This is a genomic window from Nocardioides sp. P4_G4, assembly GCF_056401085.1.
Window position 1 is genome coordinate 16,875 of the sequence record NZ_JBFUKA010000031.1, and the last position, 24,444, is coordinate 41,318.

Below are 24,444 nucleotides of genomic sequence, written 5' to 3' on the forward strand. Positions count from 1 at the left end.
CCCTCAGAGGACCCGGGTGATCCAGGCGTCCGGGTCGCCGATCTCGGACTTGCTCGGGAGGTGGGCGGGCTCGGCCCAGACGGCGTTGAAGTCCTCCATGCCGACCTTGTCGACGACGTGGCGCACGAAGGCCGCGCCGTCGCGGTACTGCGCCATCTTGGCGTCGAGGCCGAGCAGCCGGCGCAGGATGCGGTCCAGGGTGCCGACGCCCTTGCGCCGCTCGTCGAAGCGCGCGCGGATCCGGTCGACGCTGGGGATCACGCTGGGGCCGACGCCGTCCATCACCACGTCGGCGTGGCCCTCGAGCAGGGACATGACGCCGGTGATCCGGTCGAGGATCTCCTTCTGCTCCGGGGTCCCCATGACGTCGAGCAGGCTGCCGCCACCACCGCGGACGGCCTCGGAGACCCGGCGTACGACGTCGTCCATCATGCGCGTGGGCTCCACCGTGCTGGTGAGGGCGAGCATCTCGGAGTAGAGGTGGTCGCGCATCCACGGCACCGCGGTGAACTGCACGCGGTGCGTCTCCTCGTGGAGGCAGACCCACAGCCGGAAGTCGGTCGGGTCGACGCCGAGCTCCCGCTCGACGTGGACGATGTTGGGGGCCACCAGGAGCAGGCGACCGGTGTCGGTCGCGCCGGCGGGGTCCCCGTCGTCGCCGAGGCCGTGGAAGGGGTCGAACTGCCCGAGGACCTTGGTGCCCAGGAAGCCGAGCATCAGGCCCACCTCGGCCCCGGTGACGCGGGACCCGATGGCCAGCGACAGGCCGTTCGGGGTGCCCTTCTTCTCCGTCAGGCGGGTGACGAGCGGGTCGAGGATGCGGGCGAAGCCGTCGGCGTTGGCCTGCACCCAGCCCCGCCGGTCGACGACGAGCACGGGCGCGGAGTACTCCTGCGCCACCAGGCCGGTGAAGTCGCGCACCAGCGCGGTGGAGCGACCGGCGTCGTCGCGCAGCTCGGTCACCGCGGCGGCCGCGGCCTCCGGCGTCACCTCGGGGCCGTCACCGGCCACCTTGGCGCCGAGGTTCACGGCGAAGTCCCAGTCGACCATTGACGTCATGGGGCGACCCTAGCCGGGCGATCCATCCGGACCCCGCGTGCTCAGCCGGCGCTGCAGCGACAGCCCGCCAGGTCCCCGGCGAGGCGGTCGACGGCCTGCTGGGCGTCGAGCTTGTCCTCCTCCTTGGCCCGGTCCACCGCCACCACGAAGGCCATCGCGTTGCCCTCGCGGTCGGTGGCCACCCCGGCCAGGGAGTGGACGTTGCTCAGCGTCCCGGTCTTGGCGCGCACGTGGCCCGGCCCCTCGGGCGATCCGGTGTCGAAGCGGTAGGCCAGCGAGCCGGTGAAGCCGGCGACGGGGAGGCCGGTGAGGACCGACCGCAGCTCGGGGTGGGCCGGTGCGGCGGCCGTCTGGAGCACCTGGAGCAGCGTCGTCGGGGACACCCGGTTGAGGCGTGAGAGCCCCGATCCGTCGTTGACGACGTCGGCACCGGTGTCGATGCCGAGGCCCCGGAGGGTCTCGAGCACGGCGGCCGAACCGCCCTCGAACGAGCCGAGCCCGCTCACCGCCAGCCCGACGTGGCGCGCGAGGACCTCGGCGGCCTCGTTGTCGCTGACCTCGAGGAGGTGCTCCACGATGTCCCCGACCGGGGCGCTGCTGACGCTGGCGACCTCGGTCGCGCCGGCCGGGGCCGTCGTCGCGGCCGGAGTGCCGACCACACGGACCCCCGCGTCGCGCAGGGCGGCGGCGAAGGTCTCCGCCGCGGTGGCGCTCGGGTCGTCGGAGTAGCCGTAGCCGGTCGGTGACGCACCGCGGTCGACCCACAGCGCGGTGATGGGGCTGACGATGTCGTCGGGCACGTAGTCGGCCCGCCACTTCGGGTTGTCGCTCGGGCCTGTGAAGAGGCCGTCGTCGTACTGCACCCGCACCCGCTGTCGCGGGGCGAGCGTGGCGGCGACGTCGCGGGCCAGCGTGACGACGTCCGCCCGCTCGGGGTACGCCGCCTGCTCCTCCTCGGGGGTGAGCGGACGGCTCGCGAGGTAGGGGTCTCCCCCACCGACGAGCACCAGGTCGCGGGGGGTGGCCCCGGTGACGACCCGGGTCTCGAGGCGCGCGTCGGGGCCCAGGACCTCGAGCGCCGCGGCGCTGGTGAGCAGCTTGGTCGTCGAGGCCGGGATGACCGCGCCCTCGCCGTACGTCCAGACGGGACCGTCGCCGTTGAGGTCCCCCACCGCGGCGACCACGTGCCGGCCGAGGTCCTTGTCACGCAGCCCCGGGGCGAGCGCGGCGGCGACGGCGACCGGGTCCACGTGGCCGCGCTCGGCGGGCGGGACGACCGGCGAGACCGGCGCCGGATCGGCCCACTCGGGCAGTGCGACACCCGCCGGCGGGGCGATCGCGGCCGGCTCCGCCACCGGGTCCACGGAGAGCCACGGCAGGTAGCGGGGTCCGAGGTCGAGCCGGTACGACGCGAACGCCGCGGCCACCAGGGCCAGCACCAGAAGGGTGGGGACCCAGTGGGCGACTCGCCCCGGACCGGTCGGTGAGGGAGAGTGGCGTCGGTCACGTCCCACGCGAATTGCCCCCTCACTTTGGCCGTCGGGGGCCATTGTGCGCGACACTGGCCGCCGATCACCCAACGCCCCAGGAGAGAACCGTGCCCGACGAGCAGGTAGCCGACGACGTCCGTGACGAGATCACCGAGAGCGACGTCCGCCCGTCCGACGCTTCACAGCTGCTCTTCGACGTGCTGATCGAGATCCCCAAGGGGTCGCGCAACAAGTACGAGGTCGACCACAAGACCGGGCGTCTGCGGCTGGACCGCATGCTGTTCACGTCCACGGCCTACCCCGAGGACTACGGCTACATCGAGAACACCCTCGGCCAGGACGGCGACCCGCTCGACGCGCTCGTGCTCCTCCAGGCGCCGACCTTCCCCGGGTGCCTCATCGAGTGCCGCGCGATCGGCATGTTCCGCATGACCGACGAGGCCGGCGGCGACGACAAGGTGCTGTGCGTCCCCTCGCACGACCCGCGTCTCCAGCACCTCCAGGACATCGGCGACGTCTCCAAGTTCGACCGTCTCGAGATCCAGCACTTCTTCGAGGTCTACAAGGACCTCGAGCCCGGCAAGTCGGTCGAGGGCGCCAACTGGGTCGGCCGCGCCGAGGCCGAGGCCGAGGTCCGCGCGTCGTTCGACCGCGCCAAGGCCGAGGGCTACTGAGCCACCGTCTTCCCGCTCTCCCCGCGGCCCGGCCCGGGCCGGCCGCGCTCAGCGGGTGAGCGGGACGGGCTCGGCGACCGAGCCCAGCTTGTCGGGGTTGCGCACCAGGTAGAGCCGGGTGACGACGCCGTCCTCGACGAGCATCGTCCCCACTCCGTCGCGCTCACCGCCGATGAGGAACTGGACCGCCGGCGCGCCGTTGAGCCACACCGGCACCAGCTCGAGCGCCTCGGGGGCGATCCCGGCCAGGAAGCGCAGCACCTTGTCGCGCCCCAGGATCGGCTTGAGCGCCGCCGTGACCTTGCCGCCGCCGTCGGACATCAGCACCACGTCGGGGGCGAGCACGTCCATCAGTGCCTGGAGGTCGCCCGTCTCGGTGGCCAGCCGGAAGCGAGCGATGACCGCGTCCTGCTCCGCGACGGTGACCGTCGAGCGCGGCCGGCGCGCGTGCACGTGGGCGCGGGCCCGGTGCGCCACTTGGCGCACCGCCGCCTCCGACTTGTCCACCGCGGCCGCTATCTCGTCGTACGGCACGTCGAAGACCTCGCGCAGCACGAAGACCGCCCGCTCGGTCGGCGGCAGGGTCTCGAGCACCAGCAACATGGCGGTCGAGATGCCCTCGGCCAGCTCGACGTCCTCGGCGACGTCCGGGGTGGTGAGCAGCGGCTCCGGCAGCCACGGACCGACGTACTCCTCGCGCCGACGCGTGCTGGTGCGCAGCTGGTTGAGCGCCAGCCGGGTCGTGATGCGCACGAGGTAGGCCCGCGGGTCGCGGACCTCGTCGAGCTCGACGCCCGACCAGCGCAGCCAGACCTCCTGCAGGACGTCCTCGGCGTCGGCCGCCGACCCGAGCATCTCGTAGGCGACGGTGAAGAGCAGGTTGCGGTGGGCCACGAACGCCTCCGTGGCGGGCCCGCTCACGTGGTCCCGTTCATGGCCTGCCGCTCATGCGTGGAGGGTACGGCGAGCGGCGCCAGCTCGCAGCGGTCGGCGTACCCCTGGCTGGCCAGTCCGAGGGCCGCGTTGAAGCGGGAGCGCTCGTTCTCGACCGCCACCATCATGGTCAGCTCCACCATTGCCTCGTGGCCCAGCGCCGCGTCGAGCGCGGCCACCATCTCGTCGGTGACCGTCGGCGGGGTCACGGTCATCGCCTCCGCGTAGGCCATCACGTCGCGCTCGAGGTCGGTGAAGACGTCCGCCTCGCGCCAGCGCGGCACCTCGCGCACCTTCTCCAGGGTGAGGCCCTCCTCGTGGGCCAGGAAGTAGCCGAAGTCCAGGCACCACGAGCAGCCGATGAGCGCGGCACTCGCCAGCTGGGCGTAGGTCTTGAGGTGCGGGTCGAGGGCCTTCCAGCGAGCGACCTTCTGCTCGAAGGAGAAGACCGCCCGGGTGACCGGCCTGTGGTGGAACAGGACGTAGGCGTTGTCGGGCACCTCGCCCCACATGCGGCGGGCGACCGTGGTCATGACGCGGCCGTAGACGCCGTCGGGGTGGGCCTTCGGGATGCGGAACGTGCTGGGCATGGGTGCCTCCGGTTCGGTGGGTCTGTGACGTGTACGTCATCAAGACACCGGCCGGGGGCGCGCTGTGACAGGACCGGTCAGCCGGCGACGGCGCGGAAGTAGCCGAGCCCGCCGCTGAGGTGCAGGTCGATGTCCCGGCAGCCGGCCTCGGCGAGCCAGGTCACCGCCTCACGGGTGGTGCACATGGGCCCGAGGACGCCGGCCAGGGCGCCCATCCGGCGGGCCGGTTCGTGGACCATCCCCGTGTCGAGGAACATCGCGCTGCCGGTGATGACGCCACCGGGGCGCAGCACGCGCACCATCTCCAGGACCGCGCGGTGCGGGTCGGGGAAGCAGTGCAGCCCGGTGAAGGTGGCCACCAGGTCGACCGACGCGTCGTCGAGCGGCAGGTCGCCCACGTCCGCGACGAGGGGCGCCACCTGGTCCTCGACGTGGAGGCGGCGCGCGGTGGCCAGCGCCCGGTCGATCATGGCGGCCGAGATGTCGGCGGCGACGTAGTCCAGGCCCTGGCCCGGCACGATGCCGCGGAGCGCGATGCCGTTGCCGGTGGGCACGTCGAGCACGCGCGAGCCGGCGGGCAGGCGGCCGACCTCGCGCACGGCGTCGTACAGCAGGCCGAGGTCGCTGCCCAGACCGACCCGCCACGCCAGGCCGCCGACCCGGCGGTGCTCGACCAGCCACCCGTAGACGCTGGCCCACAGCGGGTCCTCGTGCCAGCCACCCAGGAGTCTCATGCGCCCAGGATCTCCTCCGACCGCAGCATCTCCCGCGGTACGCCGAGGGCGTCCACGAGGTCGACCGCCAGCGGCCGGATCTTGCGGCACAGGTCGTTGACCTCCCGGCTGATCGCCTTGGATCGGGCGGCGGTGAGCCGGCCGTGCTCCATGAACCAGGCCCGGTCGGCCTCGATGGTGGTGAGGGCGTGCAGGTCGCACAGCAGGTTGAGGGCCACCTTGGTGTCCCCGGCGGGCAATGCGTGGGCCTTGGCCACGAAGGCGTCCAGCACGAGCCGCTCGACGTGGGCGCGGGCGGCGGCGATCACGTGGTCCTGGACCCGGGAGAAGGCCTCCCCCGGGTTCATCCCGCCGTCGATGCCGCGCTTGAGCCGGCGGGCGACGCCGCCCAGCATGTGCTCCTCGCGGAAGCGCAGCATCGCCTGCTGGTACGCCGGGTCGAGCAGGCCGGCCTCCTGGTCCCACTCGTCGCCGCCGGGCAGCACGTCCTTGATCGACCAGTCACTGATCGCCGAGAGGAGCTTGCGGGCACTGGTCCTCTCCAGGACGGTCTCGACCGCCAGGCCCGCCACGAAGCGGGCCATGCCGAACTGGTCCATGTCCTCGAACTCGCTGGAGTAGTCGGTCAGCAGCCCCTTGGCGACCAGCTGGAGGAGCACGTGGTTGTCGCCCTCGAAGGTCGTGAACACGTCGGTGTCGGCCCGCAGCGCGTCGAACCGGTTGGCGCTGAGGTAGCCGGCGCCGCCGCACGCCTCGCGGCACTCCTGGATGGTGCGGGTGGCGTGCCAGGTGCCGAGCGCCTTGAGCCCGGCCGCCTCCGACTCGAGCCGGCGACGGTGCTGCTCGCCCTCCTCGCCTCCGGTGGGCGGCGGGCCGGAGAAGACGTCGTGCAGCTGCTGGGCGACCTGCTCCTGGGCGAAGTGCAGCGCATAGGTGCGGGCGAGCAGCGGGAAGAGCCGACGCTGGTGCATGCCGTAGTCGAGGATCAGGTCCTCCACGGGCGGGTTGGTGGCCTCGAACTGGCGGCGACGGACGGCGTACCGCACGGCGATGGTCAGCGCGACCTTCGAGGCGTTGATGCCGGCACCGCCGACGCAGACACGGCCCTGGACGAGGGTGCCGAGCATGGTGAAGAAGCGGCGGTTGGGGTTCTCGATCGGGCTGGAGTACTCGCCGTCGGCGGACACCGTGGCGAACTGGTCGAGCAGGTTGTCGCGCGGGATGCGGACTCCGTCGAACCAGATGCGTCCGTTGTCGACACCGTTGAGCCCGATCTTGGGTCCGCAGTCCTCGATCCGCACGCCGGGGAGCACGTCGCCGTCCTCGCGCAGCGGCACGACGAAGGCATGGACGCCCTGCGACCGGCCGCCGATCTCGAGCTGGGCGAAGACCACGGCCACGTCGGCGTGCGCCGCAGCGTTGCCGATGTAGTCCTTGCGGCTGGCGTCGTCGGGGGTGGTGATGACGAACTCGCCGGTGGCCGCGTCGTACGTCGCGGTGGTGCCGAGGGCCTGGACGTTGGAGCCGTGCCCGGTCTCGGTCATCGCGAAGCAGCCCATCAGCTCGCCGGTGATGAGCCGGGCGAGGTAGGCCTCGTGGTGGCGCTCGGTGCCGAGCTGGAGGATCGCTCCGCCGAAGAGGCCGAACTGGACCCCCACCTTGACCAGCACGCTGAGGTCGCCCAGCCCGAGGGTCTCGAAGGCCGCGATGGAGGCGCCGATGTCACCGCCCCCGCCGTACTCCTCGGGGAAGCCCATGCCCGTCTGGCCCGTCGCGGCCATCTCGACCACGACCTCCTTGACCCGCTCGCGGAACGCGGCCGTGTCGAGGGTCTCGGCCTCGAGGAGGATCCCGGCCTGCTCGACCAGGTTGGTGCGCACCAGCGCGCGCACCTCGGCGTACCGGCCGTCGAGGAGTGCGGTCATCGCGGCGACGTCGACCTCTGGCTGCACGTAGCCGGTGGCGGCCCGGCCGCCGGTCTCCCCTGCAGCTGGCTCCGTGGCGGCTGGCTCCGTGGCGTGCTCCGCGCCCTGCTCGTGGGCTTGCTCGGTGGTCATGGGCACAAGGTAGCGTCGCGCGCGTGAACCGCCCCGGGCCCGACGTCGATCTCGGGCGGATGCCGTACAACTTCTCGATCGTCGGCGTCCAGAAGAGCGGCACCTCCACGCTGTCGGGGACGATCAGCCAGCACCGCCTCGTGTGCCGACCGCCCCGCAAGGAGGCGCACTTCTTCAACGACGAGTCCTACGACTGGCACCACCCCGACTACGAGCGCGACTACACCGCGCCGCGTCGGGCGAAGGTGCACACGATGGTCGGCGACTCCACCCCCGTCTACCTGTTCTGGCCCAACGCGCTGGAGCGGATGCGCGACTACCGGCCGGACATGCCGCTGATCGCGGTGTTCCGCGACCCGCTCGAGCGGCTCTTCTCGCACTGGACCATGCTGCGGACGCGACACCCGGACTGGCCGGACTGGCCCGGGTTCCTCACGGAGTTCCGTCCCACGTCGCTGCCCGACACGGTGCCCACCGACGTCAAGCCGATGCGTTACAAGCACATGTCGGGGATCGCGCGCGGCTTCTACGGCGCTCAGCTCGAGCGCGGCTTCGCGGTCTTCCCCCGCGAGCAGTGGCTGCTGCTGGAGTTCCGCTCCATGCTGGCGTCCTTCGACGCGTCCGTCGACCGGGCGACCGACCACCTCGACCTGCCGCGCTTCGAGAAGCACCCGCCGCTGCGCAACCGGTACGCCGGCGCGGAGCTGGTCGAGGGGACCCCGCCGACGGCGGAGGACCTGCAGTCGCTGGCCGAGCTGTACGCCGCCGACCTCGCCGTCTTCGACCGGCTCTCGGGCCTCGACACCTCGGGTTGGCCGACCACCCGGATCCTCGCGGGGACGCTCGACCCCGGTGAGCTGGCCGTGCGCTTCGCGACGAAGGTCGCTCCGCTCGCCGGTTGAGCGGGGGCGTGCGCCCTGGCGCCCGTCACGAAACCCCCTCAGGGGCGGGCGAAGAAGTTCGGCGTGGTCCAGGAGTAGATCGACTCCTTCACGACCGGCCGACCGGTGCGAGGTGCGTGGATCATCTGGCCGTCGCCCACGTAGAGACCCACGTGGTAGATCGAGCTCGGGTTGCTGCTCGAGCCCCAGAACACCAGGTCCCCGGGAGCCAGCTGGGACGCGGTGATGCGCGTCGAACCGCTGAACTGGGCGACCGAGTAGTGGGGCAGCGACTTGCCGCCCCGGGCCCAGGCACCCGCGGTGAGGCCCGAGCAGTCCCAGGCGTCCGGGCCGGCGGCACCCCACCGGTAGGGGTCGCCGATCTGGGCGGTGGCGAAGGCGATGGCCGCCGCGGCGCCGGTGCTGGCGGGCGGCGGGACGGGGGCCGGCGTCGTGGGGACCGGCGTCGTGGGGACAGGCGTGGTCGGAGCAGGAGTCGTCGGGTCCGGGGTCGTGGGCGCGGGCGTGGTCGGCTCGGGCGTGGTCGGCGCCGGAGTCGACGGAGCGGGCGTCGTGGGAGACGACGTCGTCGAGGGCGAGGGGGACGGGATCGGTGTGGGCGTCGGCGTCGGCGTGGGGGTCGGCGTGGGGGTGCGCGTCGGGCTCTTGGTCGGCGTCGGCGTGGAGGTCGGCGTCGACTGCTGGGCCTTGGTCGCGGCCTCCTGCGCGGCCTGGGCGGCAGCCTCGGCCGCCTCCTGGGCCGCCTTGTCCGCCGCGTCCTGGGCCGCCTGCTCCGCCGCCTGCTGGGCGGCCTCCTGCGCGGCGGCCTGCTCCGCCGCCTGCTGCGCCGCCTTGGCAGCAGCCTCGGCCGCGGCCTTCTCGAGCGCCGACTGGCGCTTCTCGGCGAGGCGGATGCTGATGCCCTGGAGGTCGGCCAGCTCGGCGATCAGCGCGGTCTTGGAGACCGCGACCGACTCGGCGATCGTCCCGGCGGAGGATTCGGCGGCGGCCGCGTCGGCGCGGGCCTGGTCGGCCTGCTCCTCGAGGCTCTCGGCGTCCGCCAGGGCGTCCTCGGCCTGCCGGCTGGCGACATCGGCCAGCGTGGCGGAGGCACGGTAGGCGTCGTACGTCCCGTCGAGGGCGTCCTCGGCGTTCTGCATCGTGGTGGTGCGGTCGATCATCGTCTCGATGCCGTCGGAGCCGACGACGGCGGCGAAACCCTGCAGGACCGGGGCGATCTCGTAGCTGCGAACCAGCGCGTCGCCGTAGTCCGCACGCTGGCGCTCCACGTCGGCCTCGGCCGCCCGGGCCGCGGTCGCGGCGGCCTGCGCCGCGGTCCTGGCCTCGTCAGCCTGCCAGCGCGCCCCGTTGTAGGCCTCGGCGGCCTGGGCCGCGGTGACCGCGGTCTGCCGCAGGCGCTCGTTGGCCAGGACCAGGTCCGCCTGGACGGAGGCCACGTCGCGGGCCTTGTCGCTCGCGTGGCGCTGGGCGGTGGCGATGTCGCCCTCGCTCGGCACCTGGTCGTCGGCCACCGAGGCGGTGGTGACGCCGGCGGAGAGCACGAGGCTCAGGGCAGCGGCGGCCGACCAACGCAGCCGCCGGGTGAGGTCCGGCGTACGACGTGGTGCGGGTGCGGGCAGGGCTGGCACAGGTGTTCCCCTCGGCTCTCGTGGCCACGGGTGACTTCCCTTTCACCCKTGACACTCGCGGCACGCTAGTGCTCACCAGCCCCAAAGGGAACAACTTTCCCAACTTTTTCACAAACCACCGGCGTGTCGACTTGACGAACTACAAGGTTGTAATTCGATTCGCAGCTCGCCACGGCACCCCGACACGCCGCGGGACGGCCGCTTCGTCGGCGAGTCGCGCACTTCGTGACGGTTGCAACGGTCACGAAGTGACGAAGTCCCCGCCTGAGCGGGGACTCTGACATGGGGGGTGCGCAGTCGAGCGCAGACGAGCGCCGTACGCCGCTCAGTCGGCGTCGACCGGCACCTGGGAGGTGGTCGTCGTGGGGTGCGAGGCGAGCCCGCCACGGTCGAACTTCTGGCCGCTGGCCAGTCCGCCGAGCCAGAAGGAGATGAGCGCGATGGCCACGCCGGCGATGTCGTCGGCGACGTAGTGCCAGCCGAAGTAGAGGGTCGCCACGACCGTGATGGAGAAGTTGATCCAGAAGATCCAGTGGATGACCCGGTTGCGCAGCGTGTACTGCACCATCAGCGCCACGAGCAGCGTGATCGCGACGTGCAGGCTCGCGAAGCCGGCCACGGACTGCACCGCTCCTTCGATGCCGTCCCGCAGAACCCCTTTTCGGGCATAGAACAGCGACTCCATCAGCGCCCCGGACCCGGTGTCGGGCAGGTCGTTGTAGAGCCACGAGTAGCGGAAGCCGGGGCCCAGGGTGGGCAGCGCGTAGTACGACGCGGTGCCGAGGGTCCAGGCGAGGCACTGGGAGGTGGCGAACCAGTAGCCGAAGGAGATGTTGCGCGACCACACCAGCCACGCGGCGAGCGCCAGCGGGACGAGGGGCAGGAACCACAGGTAGACCGACGAGAGGACGTGCGCGGTCCAGCCGGTGCCGAAGATCGTGTGGAGGATGGTGGCGGGCTCGTGGCCGAAGAACAGGGCCCGGTCGATGAGGTGCAGCTCGCGGTCGTACTTCTCCTCGCCCATCACGAACGGGAGGAACGACTTGAGGTTCCGGTAGCTGACGTAGGTGATGTAGAAGCAGACCAGGCCCATCACGACGAGCGTCATCCGCTCGCGGGTCCAGTGGTCGCGCACGCGCTCCCGGGCGATCTGCGGCATCAGCGACGGGTTGAAGCGCGAGACCCACAGCGTCCTGGGCAGCAGGTCGAGGAGGAAGGCCCCCAGGACGAGCAGCGGCAGCCGCAGCCACGACGGCCCGAGGAAGCCCTCGGGGTCGACGAGGGGGCGGTCCAGCGTCACCGACGCGACGACGGCGAGCAGACCCATGAGAGCAGCGGTCCCCAGGAGGAGCGCGTAGGCCGGGCGATACACGCAGGCCAGTGTAGGGATGATCGGTGGCCGAGCCCGGATCGTGGCTCAGGTGATGGTGGCCACTCGGGTCGGGTCCACTCCGAGGCGCACCGGCTCCCCCGGTACGACGTGGCTGCCGAGGGGCGCGACGGCGTCCAGCTCGCCCAGCCCCTCCACGACCACGACGAGCCGCACCAGCTCGGGCGTCGCGCGGGCGGAGACGACCGTCGCGGCCAGGCCCCCCTCGCCGGCGACGAGAGCGGAGCGGCGCAGCGCGACGCTGGGCGCCTCGGGCAGGCCGGCCGCGGCGAGCAGGCGCCCGGCCTCGCGACCGACCAGCACGCGGGCGTAGCCGAGGAACAGCGCCGTCGCCTCGTCGACGGGAGCGGCCCACACGGCCTCGATCGGGCCCGTCTGCACCACCTCCCCGCCGCGCATCACGGCCAGCCGGTCGGCCACCGTGAACGCCTCCTCGTGGTCGTGGGTCACCATCAGCGCGGTCGTGCCCGCGGCGCGGAGGATCTCGCGCAGGTCGACGGCGAGCCGCTCGCGCAGCGATGCGTCCAGCGCGGAGAGGGGCTCGTCGAGCAGGAGCAGCCGCGGCTCCACGGCCAGCGCCCGGGCCAGCGCGACCCGCTGGCGCTCGCCGCCCGACAGCGTGGCCGGGAGGCGGTCGTCGTACCCCTCGAGCCCGACCAGGGCGAGCAGCTCGCGGACCCGGTCACCCGCGGGCCGACGGCGCAGCCGCAGGGCGTAGCCGACATTGCGCGCCACGCTCAGGTGCCCGAAGAGCTGGCCGTCCTGGAACATCAGCGCGAAGCCGCGCTTGTGGGTGGGCAGGTGGTCGACCGGCGCCCCGCCGAAGGCGATCCCACCGCCGGTCAGCGGCTCGAGCCCGGCCACCGCGCGCAGCAGGGTGGACTTGCCGCAGCCCGAGGGCCCGAGGACCGCCAGCACCTCGCCGTCGGGGAGGTCGAGGCTGACGTGGCGCACGGCGGGGACGCCGTCGTACGCGGCGGAGACGTCGGTGAGGCTCAGCATCAGAAGGCTCCCAGGCTGGGCACGCGCAGCCGCTCGACGACGAGGACCACCGTCGCGGTGGCGAGGGCGAGGACCACCGAGGCGGCCAGCGCCATGCCGTAGTTGTGCGCGCCCGGGTGGCCGAGGAGACGGAAGATCACGACCGGCACCGTGGGGCGCTCGTCACGGGCCAGGAACGCGGTCGCACCGAACTCCCCCAGCGACACCGCGAAGGCGAAGCCGCTGGCCGCGAGCAACGGCTTCCACACCACGGGCAGGTCGACGGTGAGCAGCGCCCGCCACGGCGGCGCCCCCAGGGACGCCGCGGCCTGGCGCTGGCGGTCGTCGATCCCGCCCAGCACGGGCGCGATGGTGCGTACGACGAGCGGCAGCGCGACCAGCGCCTGCGCGATCGGCACCAGCAGCGGCGAGTCACGCAGGTCCAGCGGCGGCCGGTCCAGGCTGATGAGGAAGCCGAAGCCGATCGTCACCGCACTCACCCCGAGCGGCAGCATGAAGAAGACGTCGAGACCGCCCCGCACCCGGCGCTCGGCCCGCGTCCGCGAGCGCCGGGTCACCAGCAGCGCGACCGACAGCCCCATCAGCAGGGCCATCCAGGTCGCGTCGACGGCGGTCCGCAGCGAGATGACCAGCGCGTCGGTCACCGGCACCAGCAGTGCCTGGTCGTCGCCGGCGGTGGTGAGCCGGCGGTAGTTGTCCAGGCTCCACGCTCCGTCGGAGTGCAGCGACCCGGCGACGAGGGTCAGGATCGGCACCGCCACGGCGGCCAGCAGCAGGGTGGTCGCGAGCAGCACGGGTACGTCGCGTCGCCGGGGCCGCTGCGGGCGCGGCACGGTCCTCGCGGTCGACGGGTCGGGCGTGGCCCGCAGCCGGGCGGCGACCCCGAGGAGGCCGACCACGACGACGAGCTGCACCAGCGACAGCGCCGCCGCCGCGCGCAGGTCGAAGAGCGTGGTGGTGAGCAGGTAGATCTCGGTCTCGACGGTCGCGTGCCGCACCCCGCCCAGGGTCAGCACGACGCCGAAGGCGGTGGCGCAGAAGAGGAAGACCACGCTCGCCGAGCTGACGATCGAGGGCCGCAGCGCGGGCAGGGTGACGGTGCGCAGGACCTGCCAGGGCGAGGCACCGAGGGCGGCGGCCGCCTCGCCGGGTCGGGGGTCGAGCGACTCCCAGGCCGCTCCGACGGCCCGGATCACCAGGGCCACGTTGAAGAAGACCAGGCCCGCGATGATCGCCGTCGGGGTCCCGTCGAGGCCGAGTCCACCGAGCGGGCCGGACTCGCCGAGCAGCTCGCGGAAGGCCACGCCGACCACCACGGTGGGCAGCACGAACGGCACCAGCAGCGCCGCCCGGACCAGCTGTCGCCCCGGCAGCGCCAGCCGGTGCAGGGCGTAGGCCGCCGGCATCCCCAGCAGCACGGCCACGACCGTGGCGACCGACGAGGACCAGACCGTGAACCACGCGACCCGGAGCGTCCGCGGCCGCGCCAGCACGTCCAGCACGCCGCCCACGTCGAGCCGCCCGTCGACCAGGAAGCCTCGCGAGACCATCGCGGACACCGGGAGCACGAAGAAGACGCCCAGCACCAGCACCGGTCCGAGCGCCAGCGCTCCCAGGGCGGCGAGCCGCCTCACCGGCTGATGACGTCCGTCCACTCGGTGAGCCACTGCTCACGGTGGGCGGCGATGTCGGCGGGTGCGACCTCGTAGGGGTCGGTGGGCTGCTCGGCGTACCTCGCCCAGTCGGCCGGCACCTCGACGTCCTTGCTGACGGGGAAGACGTACATGCTGGTCGGCAGGGCGGCCTGCACCTCGTCGGAGAGGAGCCAGTCGACGACCGCCGCACCACCGGCCGGGTTGGCGGCGCCCTCCAGGACACCGGCGTACTCCACCTGCCGGAAGCAGGTGTCGAGCAGCGCGGCCGTCGTCGAGCGGCCGCCCTTGACGGTGTAGGCCGGGGACGAGTCGTAGGACAGCACGATCGGTCGGTCGCCGGTGCCGCCGCCCTGGGTGAAGTCGCCGTAGTAGGCGTCCTCCCAGCCGTCGACGACCTTCGCGCCGTTGGCCAGCAGGTCGGTCCAGTAGTCCTGCCAGCCGTCCTCGCCGTACTCGGCGATCGTGCTCAGCAGGAAGGCCATGCCCGGCGAGCTGGTCGAGGCGCCGGGGGTGACGAAGAGGTCGCGGTACGTCGGGTCGGTGAGGTCGTCGAGCGTCCGCGGAGGGGCGATGCCCTCACGCTCGAACCACGTCGTGTCGACGTTGACGCACACGTTGCCGACATCGATCGGGGCCAGCCGGTCGGCACCCTCGTCGAGGACGTACGCCGCCGCTCCCGGCGGCAGGTCCGCYGTGGAGGGCGCGAACACCCCCTCGTCGAGCGGGCGCGAGGCGAACGTGTTGTCGACCCCGAACGCGACGTCGCCGGTCGGGTTGTCCTTGGTCAGCGACAGCTTGGCGGTGAGCGTGCCGCCGTCGCCGGCCGAACGGGTCTGCAGGTCCATGCCGGTCTCGGACTCGAAGGAGCGCACCAGCTTCTTGGGCAGCGCGAACGACGAGTGCGTGACCAGCACGACGGTGCTGCCCACCAGGCCGTCCTCGCTGGCCGTCTGGGTCTTCCTCGGCTCGACCCCCGAGTCGCCGCCCATGGTGCTGCAGCCGGTGACGGCGAGCATCAGGGCCGCGGTGCCGCCGGCGAGCGTGCTGAGGGCGCGTGCGCGCGCGATCTTCATGTGGACTCCCTATCGCCGGTGCTAACCGGATCAGGTTCGGAGGGTCTGCGGTCTCCCGCACTCTCAGCACGCTCGCGTGCTCCCCTGTCTGTGTGCTTCTCACTCTACGCTGGCCGCCATGCCGAGCCGACGCCATCAGCTGCTCGCGGTGACGATCCCGCGCCTGCGTGCGAGCAGCGACCTCGACTCCGAGCCCGAGGAGCGCGCCCGCGTCCTCGCCCGGCACGAGTCCCGCGACCACTCCCTGCCCACCCGGGTCGTGCGCGGCTTCGACCGGCGGTGGACGGTGCGGACCGAGGAGCTCGACGGCTTCCCGGCCCACGTGGTCACGCCGCTCCACGAGGAGCCGGTGCGCACCCTGTACTACCTCCACGGTGGCGGCTTCATGTCCGGCATCGACGCCTTCCACGTCCGCTACGCCATCCGGCTGGCCCGCGCGCTGGGGGCGCGGGTCGTGCTGCCCGACTACCCGCTGGCGCCCGAGCACTCCTGGCGCGACTCCCACGACGCGCTGGTCGCGCATGCCGCCCGCTGGGCCGACGAGCCCGGCGGGATCGTGCTCGCCGGGGACTCCGCCGGCGGCGGGCTCGCCCTGGCGGTCGCGCTCTCGATGCGCGACCGCGGGCACACCCCCGCGACCCACCTCGTGCTGCACGCCCCGTGGGTCGACCTGACGACGAGCACGCCCGAGACCGTGGAGTTCGCGAAGCGGGACACGTGGCTGTTCCTCGGCAAGCTGCACGCCTACGCCGGCTGGTGGGCCGGCTCCCCCGAGGACCTGGGCCGACCCGAGGTCTCCCCCGGCCTGGCCGACCTGTCCGGGCTGCCGCCCGCCCTGATGCTCTACGGCACCCGCGACCTGCTGGCCCCCGGGTGCAGGCTGCTCGCCACGCGGGCCGCCGAGGCCGGCTGGGACCTCACCTGGGTGGAGGAGCCGGACCTCATCCACGTCTACGGGATCCTGCCGTTCCTGCCGGAGGCCCGGCGCGCGTTCGGCCAGGTCGTGGAGTTCCTGTCGTGAGGATCTCGGTGCTGGCCTTCGACGACCTCGACGCCCGTACGGCGTACACGCTGTGGCGGCTGCGCCAGCAGGTGTTCGTGGTCGAGCAGGCCTCGCCCTACCCCGACCTCGACGGCCGCGACCTCGAACCGGCGACGCGGCACGTGCTGGCCCACGACGGCGAGCTGCTCGTCGGATGCCTGCGGGTGCTCGACGACGGCTTCCACGCCCGGGTCGGACGGGTCGTGGTCGCCCCGTCAGCGCGCGGTCGCGGGCTGGCGCGCGAGCTGATGGACGCCGCGATGGCCGGGATCGGCGAGCGCGAGGTGCGGCTCGACGCCCAGACCCAGCTGACCGCGTTCTACGCGTCGTACGGCTTCGAGGTGAGCGGTCCGGAGTTCGTCGAGGACGGGGTCGCTCACGTGCCGATGGTGCGCCGGTAGACGACGACCCCGTCCTGCTCGGCGTGCGCGAGGCCGCCACGGGCGACCAGCAGCTCGAGGTGGGCGCGCGTCTCCAGCGTGGCGAGCGCCGAGTTGAAGACGTCGAGGGAGGCCAGCGTCCGCTCGTGGCGCGTCCACGGCAGCGCGCCCGCGACGTCGTACGACGACAGCGCACCGTCGCCGACGGCCTCCAGGCACCGGGCGAGCCGCTCCTCGTGGTGGGCGAGCAGCTCGTCGACCCGGGCGTGCGAGGACGGGGCGACCGGACCGTGGGCCGGGAGCAGGGTCAGGTCGGGGAGTCCGCGGACCCGGGTCAGGGAGCCCATGAAGTCGCCCAACGGTGAGTCCGCGATCGCCGGCTCGAAGCCGATCGACGGCGTGATCGTCGGCAGCACGTGGTCGCCGGCGAACAGCAGCGAGGCGTCGCGGTCGGCGAAGACGTAGTGGCCGCGGGTGTGGCCGGGCGTGTGGACCGCGTCGAGCTCGCGGTGTCCGACCTGGAGGCTCAGGTCGCCCTCCAGCCACGTGTCGGGGTAGTCCCACTGGGACAGGTCGGGCGTGTGGTTGCGCGTGAACTCGCCCCAGGCGCGCGCGATCTCGAGGGCGCCCGCGCGCTCGAGCAGCACGACGTGCGGGTCGGCGCCGTCCGTGTCCCGGTCGTGGATGAGGTCGAGGGTCGCCTTGTCGCCGAGGCCCAGGCTCACGTGCGACCCGACCTCGCGCCGGATGGTGACGGCCTGCGTGTAGTGGTCACGGTGCACGTGGGTGACCAGGAAGCGCCGGATGTCGCCGACCTGCCGGTCGATCTCCTTGAGCGACTGCTCGAGCTGCGTGCGGGACACCTCGATGGCCCACCCGCCGTCGATGAGCGTGAGCCCGTCGTCGGTCTCCAGGACGTAGACGTTGACCGCGCGCAGGCCGTCCATGGGCAGCGGCAGCGGGATCCGGTGCACCCCCGGCGCGACGGCCCAGGCGCCCGGCTCGGTCCAGTGCGTGCCGGAGTCGGGCGAGATCGCCCTCGCGGTCGAGGTCACCCGCAGGACTCTAGGCGTCAGCCGAGCCAGGCGCGGTAGGCGGTCACGTCAGGGGTGACGACGCCGTCGGCGCCCACCTCGGCGAGCGTGCGCCACTCGGCGCGGGTGAGGGCGTAGCCGCCGACCACCAGGTCGCCCTGGCGGTGCAGGCGGCGGACCCGCTGCTCGGTGAGCAGCCGGGCGGGGACGTTGTAGCCGCCGACCGCGCCCTTGGTCTGCCGGACCTTGCGCCAGCCGCTGACGATCAGCTGGTTGCCCAGGCGTGGCGAGAGGCGACGTACGCGCTCGAGGACGGTGGCGCGCAGGGACGAGACGGCGGTGAGCTCGACGAGCCCGGCGTCCTTGAGGAGGTTGACGACCCGGCGGACCTGGGTGGTGGACCAGTTGCTGCCCTTGAGCTCGAGCATCAGCGAGAACGGCCGGCCCCGCTCGGCCCGCGCCCCGGCGAACGCCAGCAGCTCCTCCAGGTGCGGGATCGGCTTGCGGCCGGTGCGCTCGAGGCACCGGCGGTCGAGCTGGCGACGCGTGTAGGCGCCGATCGGACCCGTGCAGGTGGTGGTGCGGCCGAGACCGCTGTCGTGGAGCACCACGAGCTCGTCGTCGGCCGTACGACGTACGTCGGTCTCGATCGCGGTCGCGCCCGAGCGCAGCGAGTGCTTGAACGCCGCGAGAGTGTTCTCCCCGAGGCCTCGCGTCGGACCGCCGCGGTGGGCGGTGACCGAGAAGTCGCGCGCGGCCACCGGCCCCTCGGTCGCCGTCGCCGTCGCGGGGGCGGCGGACAGCGGGAGCGCGAGGAGGACGAGCACCGGGGTCAGGAACAGGGCGAGGGCACGGGACACGGCGCACATCATGCCTGCAGCGGGCCCGTGGGACGGGTTCGGCGCAGGACGAACGTCCCTTGTCCCCACTCCCACCGCGACGCAGACTGGAGGACGGGCCGGGCGCCCGACCGGCCCGTCGGGAGTTCACGATGGACACGCTCGTCCCCGGTCTCCGGGTCACCCACCACATGCTCGGCGAGCGCCTCGACCTCGCCGCCGTCGCCCGACCGACGAGCGACCCCGAGCACCCGCGCGACCAGTACCCCGCCATCGACACCTTCCTGGCCAGCGCCAGCCGGCACAACGCCGCCACCCTCGCCGTCCTCGTCCCCGCCGTCCGCGGCCACCTGCAGGACGGACCCGAGCGTGCCCATGAGTACGTCGCCCAGAGCCGTCGCTTCGAGATCGCCCTGTCGCAGGTCAAGGCCAAGCTCTACGGATCGACGTACGCCGTCCGCCGCCCGTGGTCGTCCATCTGGAGCGACGTCCGCCACGAGCTCACCGAGACCTGCACGCTGGAGAGCGCGCTGGCGGCCGACCTCGCCGCGGCCCGGCGCGACGGCGATCCGGACTGGGGCGAGCGGCTCTACCGGGGCGAGCTGGCGGCCCCGACCCGACCGCACCCCTACATCCCCCACCAGGGGATGCCTGGCCGGGTGGCCCGCACGGTGGCCCGGCGCATCGACGGCTTCTGGGACGCCGCCGAGGGCCGGATGGTGCCCGAGCCGCTGCGCCACCACGAGCGCGGCGACGACGGCGCGTTCACGCAGTACTTCCTCGCCGACCCGCACCTCCCCGACGAGGACGGCGTCGACGGCGACGGCGACGGCGCGAGCAGGCCCGCCCCGGCCGAGGACGACGAGGCCTGACGGGGGGACCGGGTCAGGTCACAGCGAGTCGGGCACCTGCAGCGTGTCCGGGTCGCTGCGCGGGGGCAGCCCGGCCAGTGCGGCGCGGACCAGGGCCACCCGGGCGGCCACGACGACCTTGCGGCGCATCCGGCCGCCGGGGGCGTCGCCCAGGGTCTCCTCCACGGCGGCCTGGACCTGCGCGTCGGTGAAGGCGGGCCGTGCACCGGTCTCGACCTCCACGTCCGGGAGGGCGACCAGGGTCGGCAGCAGCTGGCTGCCGAGGGCGTCGAGCACCTGGTAGCGCTCGTATCCGGTCATCGCGGTCCACACGACGTCCGGGTCCTGGCGCCCCTTGCGCAGGCCGCGCTGCTGGGCCGCGGCGACGGGCTTCGCCGCGGCGGTCAGGGCGAGGGTCAGCTCGTGCTCGGTGAAGCGCATGGGCCCAGCATGCCGCCCGGGGCCGGCCTGCGCCTCACCGGCCGGCCTCACCAGTCGAGCTCGTGGCACTCCCGCGACGCGGCCGACTCGACCTGCAGGGTGGCGTGCGAGATCTCGTGCTCGCGGCGCAGCAGGCCCCGCGCGTCGTCGAGCACCCGCTGGGCCTGCCCGTCCTCGGCGACCAGGTGCGCGGTCGCGACGTGCATGCCCGACGTCAGCGTCCAGACGTGCACGTCGTGCACGTCGGCGACCCCCTGGAGCGCGCCGAGGTCGGCGGCGATCACGTCGACCTCCATCCCGGCGGGCACGTGCTGGCCCAGGACGGCCAGGACCTGGCGCCCGAGCAGGACCGCGCGCACGGCCACGAAGATCCCGATGGCCAGTGCCACCACGGTGTCCCACACCCCGTCGCCGGTGGTGGCGACCAGCCAGCCCGCGACCAGCACGCCCACCGAGCCGAGGGTGTCGGCGACGACCTCGAGGTAGGCGCCCTTGACGTTGAGCGACTCGTCGGCGCCGCCGCGCAGCAGGAGCAGCGCCACGAGGTTGACGACGAGGCCCAGGGCCCCGACGACCAGCATGGGCGTGGAGGCGACCGCCACGTCGCTGTCCCGGCGTGCCAGAGCCTCGATCACGACGTACGCCGAGACCCCGAGCATCAACAGCACCGCGAGCCCGGACGCGAAGACCTCGGCCCGGTAGGAGCCGTACGTGCGGCGGCCGGTGGTGTCGGGCCGTGACGCGAGGCGGGTGGCCACCAGGGCGGCGCCGAGCGCCACGACGTCGGCGGCCATGTGACCCGCGTCCGACAGCAGGGCCAGCGAGCCCGACGTGAGCCCGACGACGAGCTCCACGGCGAAGAACGCGGCGATCAGCCCGAAGGAGACCGCCAGCCGCCAGCGGTGCCGCTCCCCGGCGTGGCCGTGACCGTGCCCTGCCCCCACGCCCGTCTCCGATCCTCCGGTGTCGCCACCTCCCCGGGGTGCTCCCGGCCTCCGGGGCCACCGTAGCCAGCGGACCTACCCCGAGCGACGCCCCCACCGGGACCGGCGTGGCTGCACGGCGCGGTAGCGCATCCCGGTCGGCGGCAGCGGCGAGCCCGCCCGGGCCGCGGGCGGTCCCGGCTCCGGCTCCCGCAGCAGCGACGCGACCTGCGTGTCCCCGGTCGTGATGGCATCGGCGCGGGCGACGTCGTCGGGCGAGAGGATCGCGCGGACCTCGTCGACGATCTCGGCCACCACCCGGGTGTCGAGCTTGTCGGCGAAGGCGAAGAGCGCATGGTCGCCGATCGCGGCGACCAGCATCGTGCCGTGCGCGTAGTCCAGCAGCACGGCGGTCTCCCGGTAGCGCTCCTCGAGCGCACCGAGGACGGCCAGGGCGCGCACCCCCACCTCGGGCAGGGCCGCCATCGAGTCGAGCACCCCGCTGCCGGACTGCGGCACGGCGGCCCCGACGACCCGCTTGTCGCCCGTGATGACCGCGCTCCAGTGCGTGCCGAGCATCTGCCGCACCCGCTGCATGCAGTGTCCCAGGGCGGCGTGCACGTCGGCGCCACCGACCACGGTGAAGTCCTTCGCCGCACGCGCCTCCCCGGCCTCCACCTCGGCCGACAGGGTGACCTCGCGGGCCAGGGTCCAGCCGACCCGCGCGGTGACCGTGGTGCTGCTGATCGTGCTGACCCACTCCAGGTCACCGGCGCCGGTGAGGAACTCGAGCTGTCCGGCGATCCGGCAGGCGTACCGCATCGAGACGGCGAGCCGACCGGAGTCCCCGTCGTCCCCGGCGATCGCGCCGTCCGCCGCGACGGTGAAGCGGCGGGCAGGCGGGACGGGCGGGCTGGCGTCGTACTCGGTCATCGGGACCTCCACACACGGCGTTGCGGCAGCGTCCGGCGGTCCCGAGACCTCTTCACCCGCGCGGACACACTGCCCTCAGGACAGCAGCATGGAGGACGTCGCGTGGGGACTTCGCCGCATCGCCCCACCTTTCACACGACCGTCACACGGTCCTCGGATCGGTAACCGGCGCGAAACGCCGGCGGGCGTCAGGGACAACACGACACCCCGATCGTGGTGCCCACGGTGCGGCTCGGGGCCCGGCCACCTCTCCACCCCTGTCTCTCCACGACCTCAGGAGGTCACCATGGTCAACACCGGCGACACCGCCTGGATCCTCACCAGCGCAAGTCTCGTGCTGCTGATGACGCCCGGCCTCGCGCTCTTCTACGGCGGCATGGTCCGGGTCCGGAGCGTGCTCAACATGATGATGATGTCGTTCGGCGCGCTCGGCCTGGTCAGCGTCCTGTGGGTGCTCTACGGCTACTCGCTGGCCTTCGGCGACGACGTGGGCGGCGGCCTGCTCGGCGACCCGTTCCAGTACGCCGGCCTGCGTGGCCTCATGGAGGACCTCACCTCCACCCAGGGCGGGCTCCCGGCGATGGCCTTCGTCGGCTTCCAGGCGGTCTTCGCGATCATCACCGTCGCCCTGGTGTCGGGCGCCGTGGCCGAGCGGATGAAGTTCGGCGGCTGGATGGTCTTCGCCGGCATCTGGGCGACGCTGGTCTACTTCCCGGTCGCGCACTGGGTCTTCGACTTCTCCCTCGGCGACCACGTGGGCGGCTGGATCGCCAACGACCTGTCGGCCATCGACTTCGCGGGCGGCACGGCGGTGCACATCAACGCCGGCGCCGCGGCGCTGGCCCTGGCCATCGTGCTCGGCACCCGCCACGGCTTCGGTGCCGAGCCGATGCGCCCGCACAACCTGCCGCTGGTGATGCTCGGGGCCGGGCTGCTGTGGTTCGGCTGGTTCGGCTTCAACGCCGGCTCGGCCGTCGCCGCCGACAACACCGCCGCCGTGGCCTGGGTCAACACCCTGGTCGCCGCCGCGGCCGCCAGCCTGGCCTGGCTGGCCACCGAGAAGGTCGTCGGCGGCTACGCCACCTCCCTGGGCGCCGCCTCCGGGGTCGTCGCAGGCCTCGTCGCCATCACCCCGGCCTGCTCGTCGGTGTCCCCGCTCGGCGCGATCGTCGTCGGTGCCGTCGCAGGCGTCCTGTGCTCCCTGGCGATCGGCGCGAAGTTCCGCTTCGGGTACGACGACTCGCTCGACGTCGTGGCCGTCCACCTGGTCGGCGGCCTGTGGGGCACCGTGTCGGTCGGCTTCCTCGCCACCGCGGCCGCCCCGGCCGGTGTCGACGGCCTCCTCTACGGCGGCGGGGTCGACCAGCTCGGCCGCCAGGTCATCGGCGCCCTCGCGGTGCTGGTCTTCTCCTTCGTGGTCACCTTCGCCATCGCCACGGTGCTCGACTCCGTGATGGGCCTGCGGGTCGTCGAGGAGCACGAGGTCGCAGGCATCGACGTCGCGGTGCACGCGGAGCAGAGCTACGAGCTCGGTGTGTTCGGCGGTGGGACGACCACGCACTGAGCCTCCGGGGTGTCGGCGCCACGGTCCACTGCAGGGCCGTGGCGCCGATCGCCTGTCCGGGTCAGCCCGGACGCCGGTCGCGCACCGGTCAGTCGACCCCGGGCACGATCCTCATGTCGCGCACAGCGCCACCGTCCAGCGCGGCCAGCGCCTCCTGGTAGGGCGCGCTGTCGTGGGCGGCGCGGGCCGCCTCGAGCGACGCGAAGACGATGACCACCGTGCGCGTCGACTCCCCGGCCTCGTAGGTCTGCTCCGGGAACCCGCGGACCACGAAGGTGCCCCCGGCCTCCCGCAGGGCCGGGCCGGCCAGCTCGGCGTACGCCGCGACCTTCGCCTCGTCGGTGATCTCTCGGTAGATGCTGATCCAGTAGGCGCTCATGCGCCCATCCTGTCGGGTGCGGGGTGACAGCATGGACCGGTGGACGAGGCACGGACACGGCTGGCGGCCGAGCGGTCGCGGGTCCTCGCGCGGCTCGGCGCCCTCACCGGCGACTACGAGTCCGTGGTCGCCGCATCGCTCGACACCAACGCCGACGACGAGCACGACCCGGAGGGCGCCACCATCGCCTTCGAACGCTCCCAGATCGGCGCCCTGGTCGCCCAGGCCCGCGAGCACCTCGCCGAGATCGATCGGGCCGAGGCGCGGCTCGGCGACGCGACGTACGGGACCTGCGAGCGCTGCGGCGGACCGATCCCGGCCGGGCGTCTCGAGGCCCGGCCCACCGCCCGCCGGTGCGTGGGGTGCGCGGCACTGCCCTGAGGTGTGCGCCCGCTCGACCCCGGACGGGAGGCAGGCTGGCCCGCCGACCGGTCGAGGACCGAGTATCGCCGTCGCGGGCGGTCACCAGGTGGCACGATGCCCGGGTGGATCTCGGGAGCAGGCAGTGACGGACGTCGACGGGGTGAAGCTCCCCCGGCCGACCTGGCAGATGTCGTGGCCCTTCGCCGCGGTGGCCCTCATCGGCGCGGCCAGCTTCGCCGCGGCGCCCACCGCGTCGGCCACGGTGGAGCCCTGGGTGGCGCTGCTCCTCCTGGCCGGCGTCCTGGTCCTGCTGACGCTCGGCCTGCGCCGCCCGCGGCGTTCGTGGCTGGACGCCGCGCCCGCCTACCTCTTCTTCGTGGTCTTCGCCCTCGGCCGCGACGCCAGCGGGGGCTCGACCTCCGGGCTGGCCCCGCTCGTCGTGCTGCCGATCCTGTGGCTCGCCCTCACCGGCACCCGGCGCGACCTCGTCGTCGGCGCCGTCCTGACC

At 73.3% G+C, this 24,444-nt stretch carries 25 protein-coding genes and 1 riboswitch; of the genes, 8 read left to right on the top strand and 17 right to left on the bottom strand.

Translation table 11 applies throughout. From position 1 onward, the window contains the following. Nucleotides 1–3: 3 nt before the first annotated feature. Together AC1DQF_RS09225 and dacB are read right to left on the bottom strand one after the other, a co-directional pair. A complete protein-coding gene (locus AC1DQF_RS09225) occupies nt 4–1,059 on the bottom strand; it encodes a zinc-dependent metalloprotease (RefSeq protein WP_477524925.1) in 1,056 nt (351 codons plus the stop codon). Nucleotides 1,060–1,100: 41 nt separating this feature from the next. Beyond that, complete coding sequence (gene dacB / locus AC1DQF_RS09230) at nt 1,101–2,498, bottom strand: D-alanyl-D-alanine carboxypeptidase/D-alanyl-D-alanine endopeptidase (protein WP_477524926.1); 1,398 nt, start codon at nt 2,496–2,498, stop codon at nt 1,101–1,103. A 197-nt stretch (nt 2,499–2,695) separates the two neighbouring features. On the opposite strand from dacB, the gene AC1DQF_RS09235 reads away from it, so the two are divergent. Next, nucleotides 2,696–3,223 carry an inorganic diphosphatase gene (locus AC1DQF_RS09235; protein WP_477524948.1) on the top strand — a complete coding sequence of 176 codons (528 nt, stop codon included), beginning with the start codon at nt 2,696–2,698 and terminating at the stop codon, nt 3,221–3,223. Nucleotides 3,224–3,271: 48 nt separating this feature from the next. On the opposite strand, the gene sigJ is transcribed toward AC1DQF_RS09235, so the two are convergent. From sigJ to AC1DQF_RS09255, 4 genes are all read right to left on the bottom strand, one after another. Then, nucleotides 3,272–4,078 (bottom strand): RNA polymerase sigma factor SigJ, encoded by an 807-nt coding sequence (gene sigJ / locus AC1DQF_RS09240; protein WP_477524949.1) that lies wholly within the window; start codon nt 4,076–4,078, stop codon nt 3,272–3,274. 62 nt (nt 4,079–4,140) lie between these two features. Then, nucleotides 4,141–4,746 carry a carboxymuconolactone decarboxylase family protein gene (locus AC1DQF_RS09245; RefSeq protein WP_477524927.1) on the bottom strand — a complete coding sequence of 202 codons (606 nt, stop codon included), beginning with the start codon at nt 4,744–4,746 and terminating at the stop codon, nt 4,141–4,143. Nucleotides 4,747–4,823: 77 nt separating this feature from the next. Then, nucleotides 4,824–5,480, bottom strand: a complete 657-nt coding sequence (locus tag AC1DQF_RS09250) for a class I SAM-dependent methyltransferase (protein ID WP_477524928.1) — start codon at nt 5,478–5,480, stop codon at nt 4,824–4,826. Then, nucleotides 5,477–7,537 (bottom strand): acyl-CoA dehydrogenase family protein, encoded by a 2,061-nt coding sequence (locus AC1DQF_RS09255; RefSeq protein ID WP_477524929.1) that lies wholly within the window; start codon nt 7,535–7,537, stop codon nt 5,477–5,479. Before AC1DQF_RS09255 ends, AC1DQF_RS09250 begins: the two co-directional genes overlap by 4 nt. Before the next feature lie 23 nt (nt 7,538–7,560). Between AC1DQF_RS09255 and AC1DQF_RS09260 the strand changes: the two genes are divergently transcribed. Next, a complete protein-coding gene (locus AC1DQF_RS09260) occupies nt 7,561–8,439 on the top strand; it encodes a hypothetical protein (protein ID WP_477524930.1) in 879 nt (292 codons plus the stop codon). A 38-nt stretch (nt 8,440–8,477) separates the two neighbouring features. Here the strand turns inward: AC1DQF_RS09260 and AC1DQF_RS09265 are convergent, their stop codons facing one another. The 5 genes from AC1DQF_RS09265 to AC1DQF_RS09285 form a co-directional block, all read right to left on the bottom strand. Then, nucleotides 8,478–10,067 (bottom strand): C40 family peptidase, encoded by a 1,590-nt coding sequence (locus AC1DQF_RS09265; protein ID WP_477524931.1) that lies wholly within the window; start codon nt 10,065–10,067, stop codon nt 8,478–8,480. Between the two features lie 325 nt (nt 10,068–10,392). After that, on the bottom strand, nt 10,393–11,439 hold the full coding sequence (locus tag AC1DQF_RS09270) for a phosphatase PAP2 family protein (protein ID WP_477524932.1): 1,047 nt from the start codon (nt 11,437–11,439) through the stop codon (nt 10,393–10,395). A 45-nt stretch (nt 11,440–11,484) separates the two neighbouring features. Next, nucleotides 11,485–12,459, bottom strand: a complete 975-nt coding sequence (locus AC1DQF_RS09275) for an ABC transporter ATP-binding protein (RefSeq protein ID WP_477524933.1) — start codon at nt 12,457–12,459, stop codon at nt 11,485–11,487. Then, a complete protein-coding gene (locus tag AC1DQF_RS09280) occupies nt 12,459–14,093 on the bottom strand; it encodes an ABC transporter permease (protein WP_477524934.1) in 1,635 nt (544 codons plus the stop codon). The genes AC1DQF_RS09275 and AC1DQF_RS09280 overlap by 1 nt, the downstream gene beginning before the upstream one ends. Further along, a complete protein-coding gene (locus AC1DQF_RS09285; RefSeq protein ID WP_477524935.1) occupies nt 14,090–15,187 on the bottom strand; it encodes a thiamine ABC transporter substrate-binding protein in 1,098 nt (365 codons plus the stop codon). The genes AC1DQF_RS09280 and AC1DQF_RS09285 overlap by 4 nt, the downstream gene beginning before the upstream one ends. Then, nucleotides 15,177–15,283: riboswitch (TPP riboswitch) on the bottom strand. It overlaps the preceding gene by 11 nt. Nucleotides 15,284–15,305: 22 nt before the next feature. Between AC1DQF_RS09285 and AC1DQF_RS09290 the strand changes: the two genes are divergently transcribed. After that, entirely contained in the window at nt 15,306–16,208 is a 903-nt protein-coding gene (locus AC1DQF_RS09290; RefSeq protein ID WP_477524936.1) for an alpha/beta hydrolase, read from the top strand. Continuing rightward, entirely contained in the window at nt 16,205–16,630 is a 426-nt protein-coding gene (locus tag AC1DQF_RS09295; protein ID WP_477524937.1) for a GNAT family N-acetyltransferase, read from the top strand. Before AC1DQF_RS09290 ends, AC1DQF_RS09295 begins: the two co-directional genes overlap by 4 nt. Here AC1DQF_RS09295 and AC1DQF_RS09300 read toward each other — a convergent pair. Both AC1DQF_RS09300 and AC1DQF_RS09305 read right to left on the bottom strand, forming a co-directional pair. Further along, nucleotides 16,606–17,664: an MBL fold metallo-hydrolase gene (locus AC1DQF_RS09300; RefSeq protein WP_477524938.1), complete on the bottom strand. Its 1,059-nt coding sequence runs from the start codon at nt 17,662–17,664 to the stop codon at nt 16,606–16,608. The two genes, AC1DQF_RS09295 and AC1DQF_RS09300, sit on opposite strands and share 25 nt — an antisense overlap. A 17-nt stretch (nt 17,665–17,681) precedes the next feature. Next, on the bottom strand, nt 17,682–18,503 hold the full coding sequence (locus AC1DQF_RS09305) for a glycerophosphodiester phosphodiesterase (RefSeq protein ID WP_477524939.1): 822 nt from the start codon (nt 18,501–18,503) through the stop codon (nt 17,682–17,684). A gap of 131 nt (nt 18,504–18,634) precedes the next feature. On the opposite strand from AC1DQF_RS09305, the gene AC1DQF_RS09310 reads away from it, so the two are divergent. Beyond that, nucleotides 18,635–19,354, top strand: a complete 720-nt coding sequence (locus AC1DQF_RS09310; RefSeq protein WP_477524940.1) for a hypothetical protein — start codon at nt 18,635–18,637, stop codon at nt 19,352–19,354. A gap of 18 nt (nt 19,355–19,372) precedes the next feature. Here the strand turns inward: AC1DQF_RS09310 and AC1DQF_RS09315 are convergent, their stop codons facing one another. The 3 genes from AC1DQF_RS09315 to AC1DQF_RS09325 form a co-directional block, all read right to left on the bottom strand. Continuing rightward, nucleotides 19,373–19,774, bottom strand: coding sequence for a hypothetical protein (locus tag AC1DQF_RS09315; protein WP_477524941.1), 402 nt, complete (start codon nt 19,772–19,774; stop codon nt 19,373–19,375). 47 nt (nt 19,775–19,821) lie between these two features. Next, nucleotides 19,822–20,718 carry a cation diffusion facilitator family transporter gene (locus AC1DQF_RS09320; RefSeq protein WP_477524942.1) on the bottom strand — a complete coding sequence of 299 codons (897 nt, stop codon included), beginning with the start codon at nt 20,716–20,718 and terminating at the stop codon, nt 19,822–19,824. A 75-nt stretch (nt 20,719–20,793) separates the two neighbouring features. Next, nucleotides 20,794–21,630 carry a hypothetical protein gene (locus AC1DQF_RS09325; protein WP_477524943.1) on the bottom strand — a complete coding sequence of 279 codons (837 nt, stop codon included), beginning with the start codon at nt 21,628–21,630 and terminating at the stop codon, nt 20,794–20,796. A gap of 286 nt (nt 21,631–21,916) precedes the next feature. Between AC1DQF_RS09325 and AC1DQF_RS09330 the strand changes: the two genes are divergently transcribed. Next, complete coding sequence (locus AC1DQF_RS09330; RefSeq protein ID WP_477524944.1) at nt 21,917–23,194, top strand: ammonium transporter; 1,278 nt, start codon at nt 21,917–21,919, stop codon at nt 23,192–23,194. Between the two features lie 88 nt (nt 23,195–23,282). Here AC1DQF_RS09330 and AC1DQF_RS09335 read toward each other — a convergent pair whose 3' ends face one another. Further along, the gene (locus AC1DQF_RS09335; protein WP_477524945.1) at nt 23,283–23,573 is read right to left on the bottom strand and encodes a DUF1330 domain-containing protein; all 291 of its coding nucleotides are present in this window, start codon (nt 23,571–23,573) and stop codon (nt 23,283–23,285) included. Between the two features lie 39 nt (nt 23,574–23,612). Between AC1DQF_RS09335 and AC1DQF_RS09340 the strand changes: the two genes are divergently transcribed. Then, on the top strand, nt 23,613–23,954 hold the full coding sequence (locus tag AC1DQF_RS09340; protein WP_477524946.1) for a TraR/DksA family transcriptional regulator: 342 nt from the start codon (nt 23,613–23,615) through the stop codon (nt 23,952–23,954). Nucleotides 23,955–24,078: 124 nt separating this feature from the next. After that, on the top strand, nt 24,079–24,444 hold a 366-nt coding region (locus AC1DQF_RS09345; RefSeq protein ID WP_477524947.1), incomplete at its 3' end, for a hypothetical protein.

What these genes read in the sequence shown, in the direction of transcription:
- AC1DQF_RS09290 (WP_477524936.1), top strand. Translation starts at nt 15,306, where the DNA reads ATGCCGAGCCGACGCCATCAGCTGCTCGCGGTGACGATCCCGCGCCTG.
- AC1DQF_RS09250 (WP_477524928.1), bottom strand. Translation starts at nt 5,480, where the DNA reads ATGAGACTCCTGGGTGGCTGGCACGAGGACCCGCTGTGGGCCAGCGTC.
- AC1DQF_RS09245 (WP_477524927.1), bottom strand. Translation starts at nt 4,746, where the DNA reads ATGCCCAGCACGTTCCGCATCCCGAAGGCCCACCCCGACGGCGTCTAC.
- AC1DQF_RS09225 (WP_477524925.1), bottom strand. Translation starts at nt 1,059, where the DNA reads ATGACGTCAATGGTCGACTGGGACTTCGCCGTGAACCTCGGCGCCAAG.
- AC1DQF_RS09325 (WP_477524943.1), bottom strand. Translation starts at nt 21,630, where the DNA reads ATGACCGAGTACGACGCCAGCCCGCCCGTCCCGCCTGCCCGCCGCTTC.
- AC1DQF_RS09315 (WP_477524941.1), bottom strand. Translation starts at nt 19,774, where the DNA reads ATGCGCTTCACCGAGCACGAGCTGACCCTCGCCCTGACCGCCGCGGCG.
- AC1DQF_RS09310 (WP_477524940.1), top strand. Translation starts at nt 18,635, where the DNA reads ATGGACACGCTCGTCCCCGGTCTCCGGGTCACCCACCACATGCTCGGC.
- sigJ (WP_477524949.1), bottom strand. Translation starts at nt 4,078, where the DNA reads ATGCTCGGGTCGGCGGCCGACGCCGAGGACGTCCTGCAGGAGGTCTGG.
- AC1DQF_RS09255 (WP_477524929.1), bottom strand. Translation starts at nt 7,537, where the DNA reads ATGACCACCGAGCAAGCCCACGAGCAGGGCGCGGAGCACGCCACGGAG.
- AC1DQF_RS09335 (WP_477524945.1), bottom strand. Translation starts at nt 23,573, where the DNA reads ATGAGCGCCTACTGGATCAGCATCTACCGAGAGATCACCGACGAGGCG.
- AC1DQF_RS09275 (WP_477524933.1), bottom strand. Translation starts at nt 12,459, where the DNA reads ATGCTGAGCCTCACCGACGTCTCCGCCGCGTACGACGGCGTCCCCGCC.
- AC1DQF_RS09330 (WP_477524944.1), top strand. Translation starts at nt 21,917, where the DNA reads ATGGTCAACACCGGCGACACCGCCTGGATCCTCACCAGCGCAAGTCTC.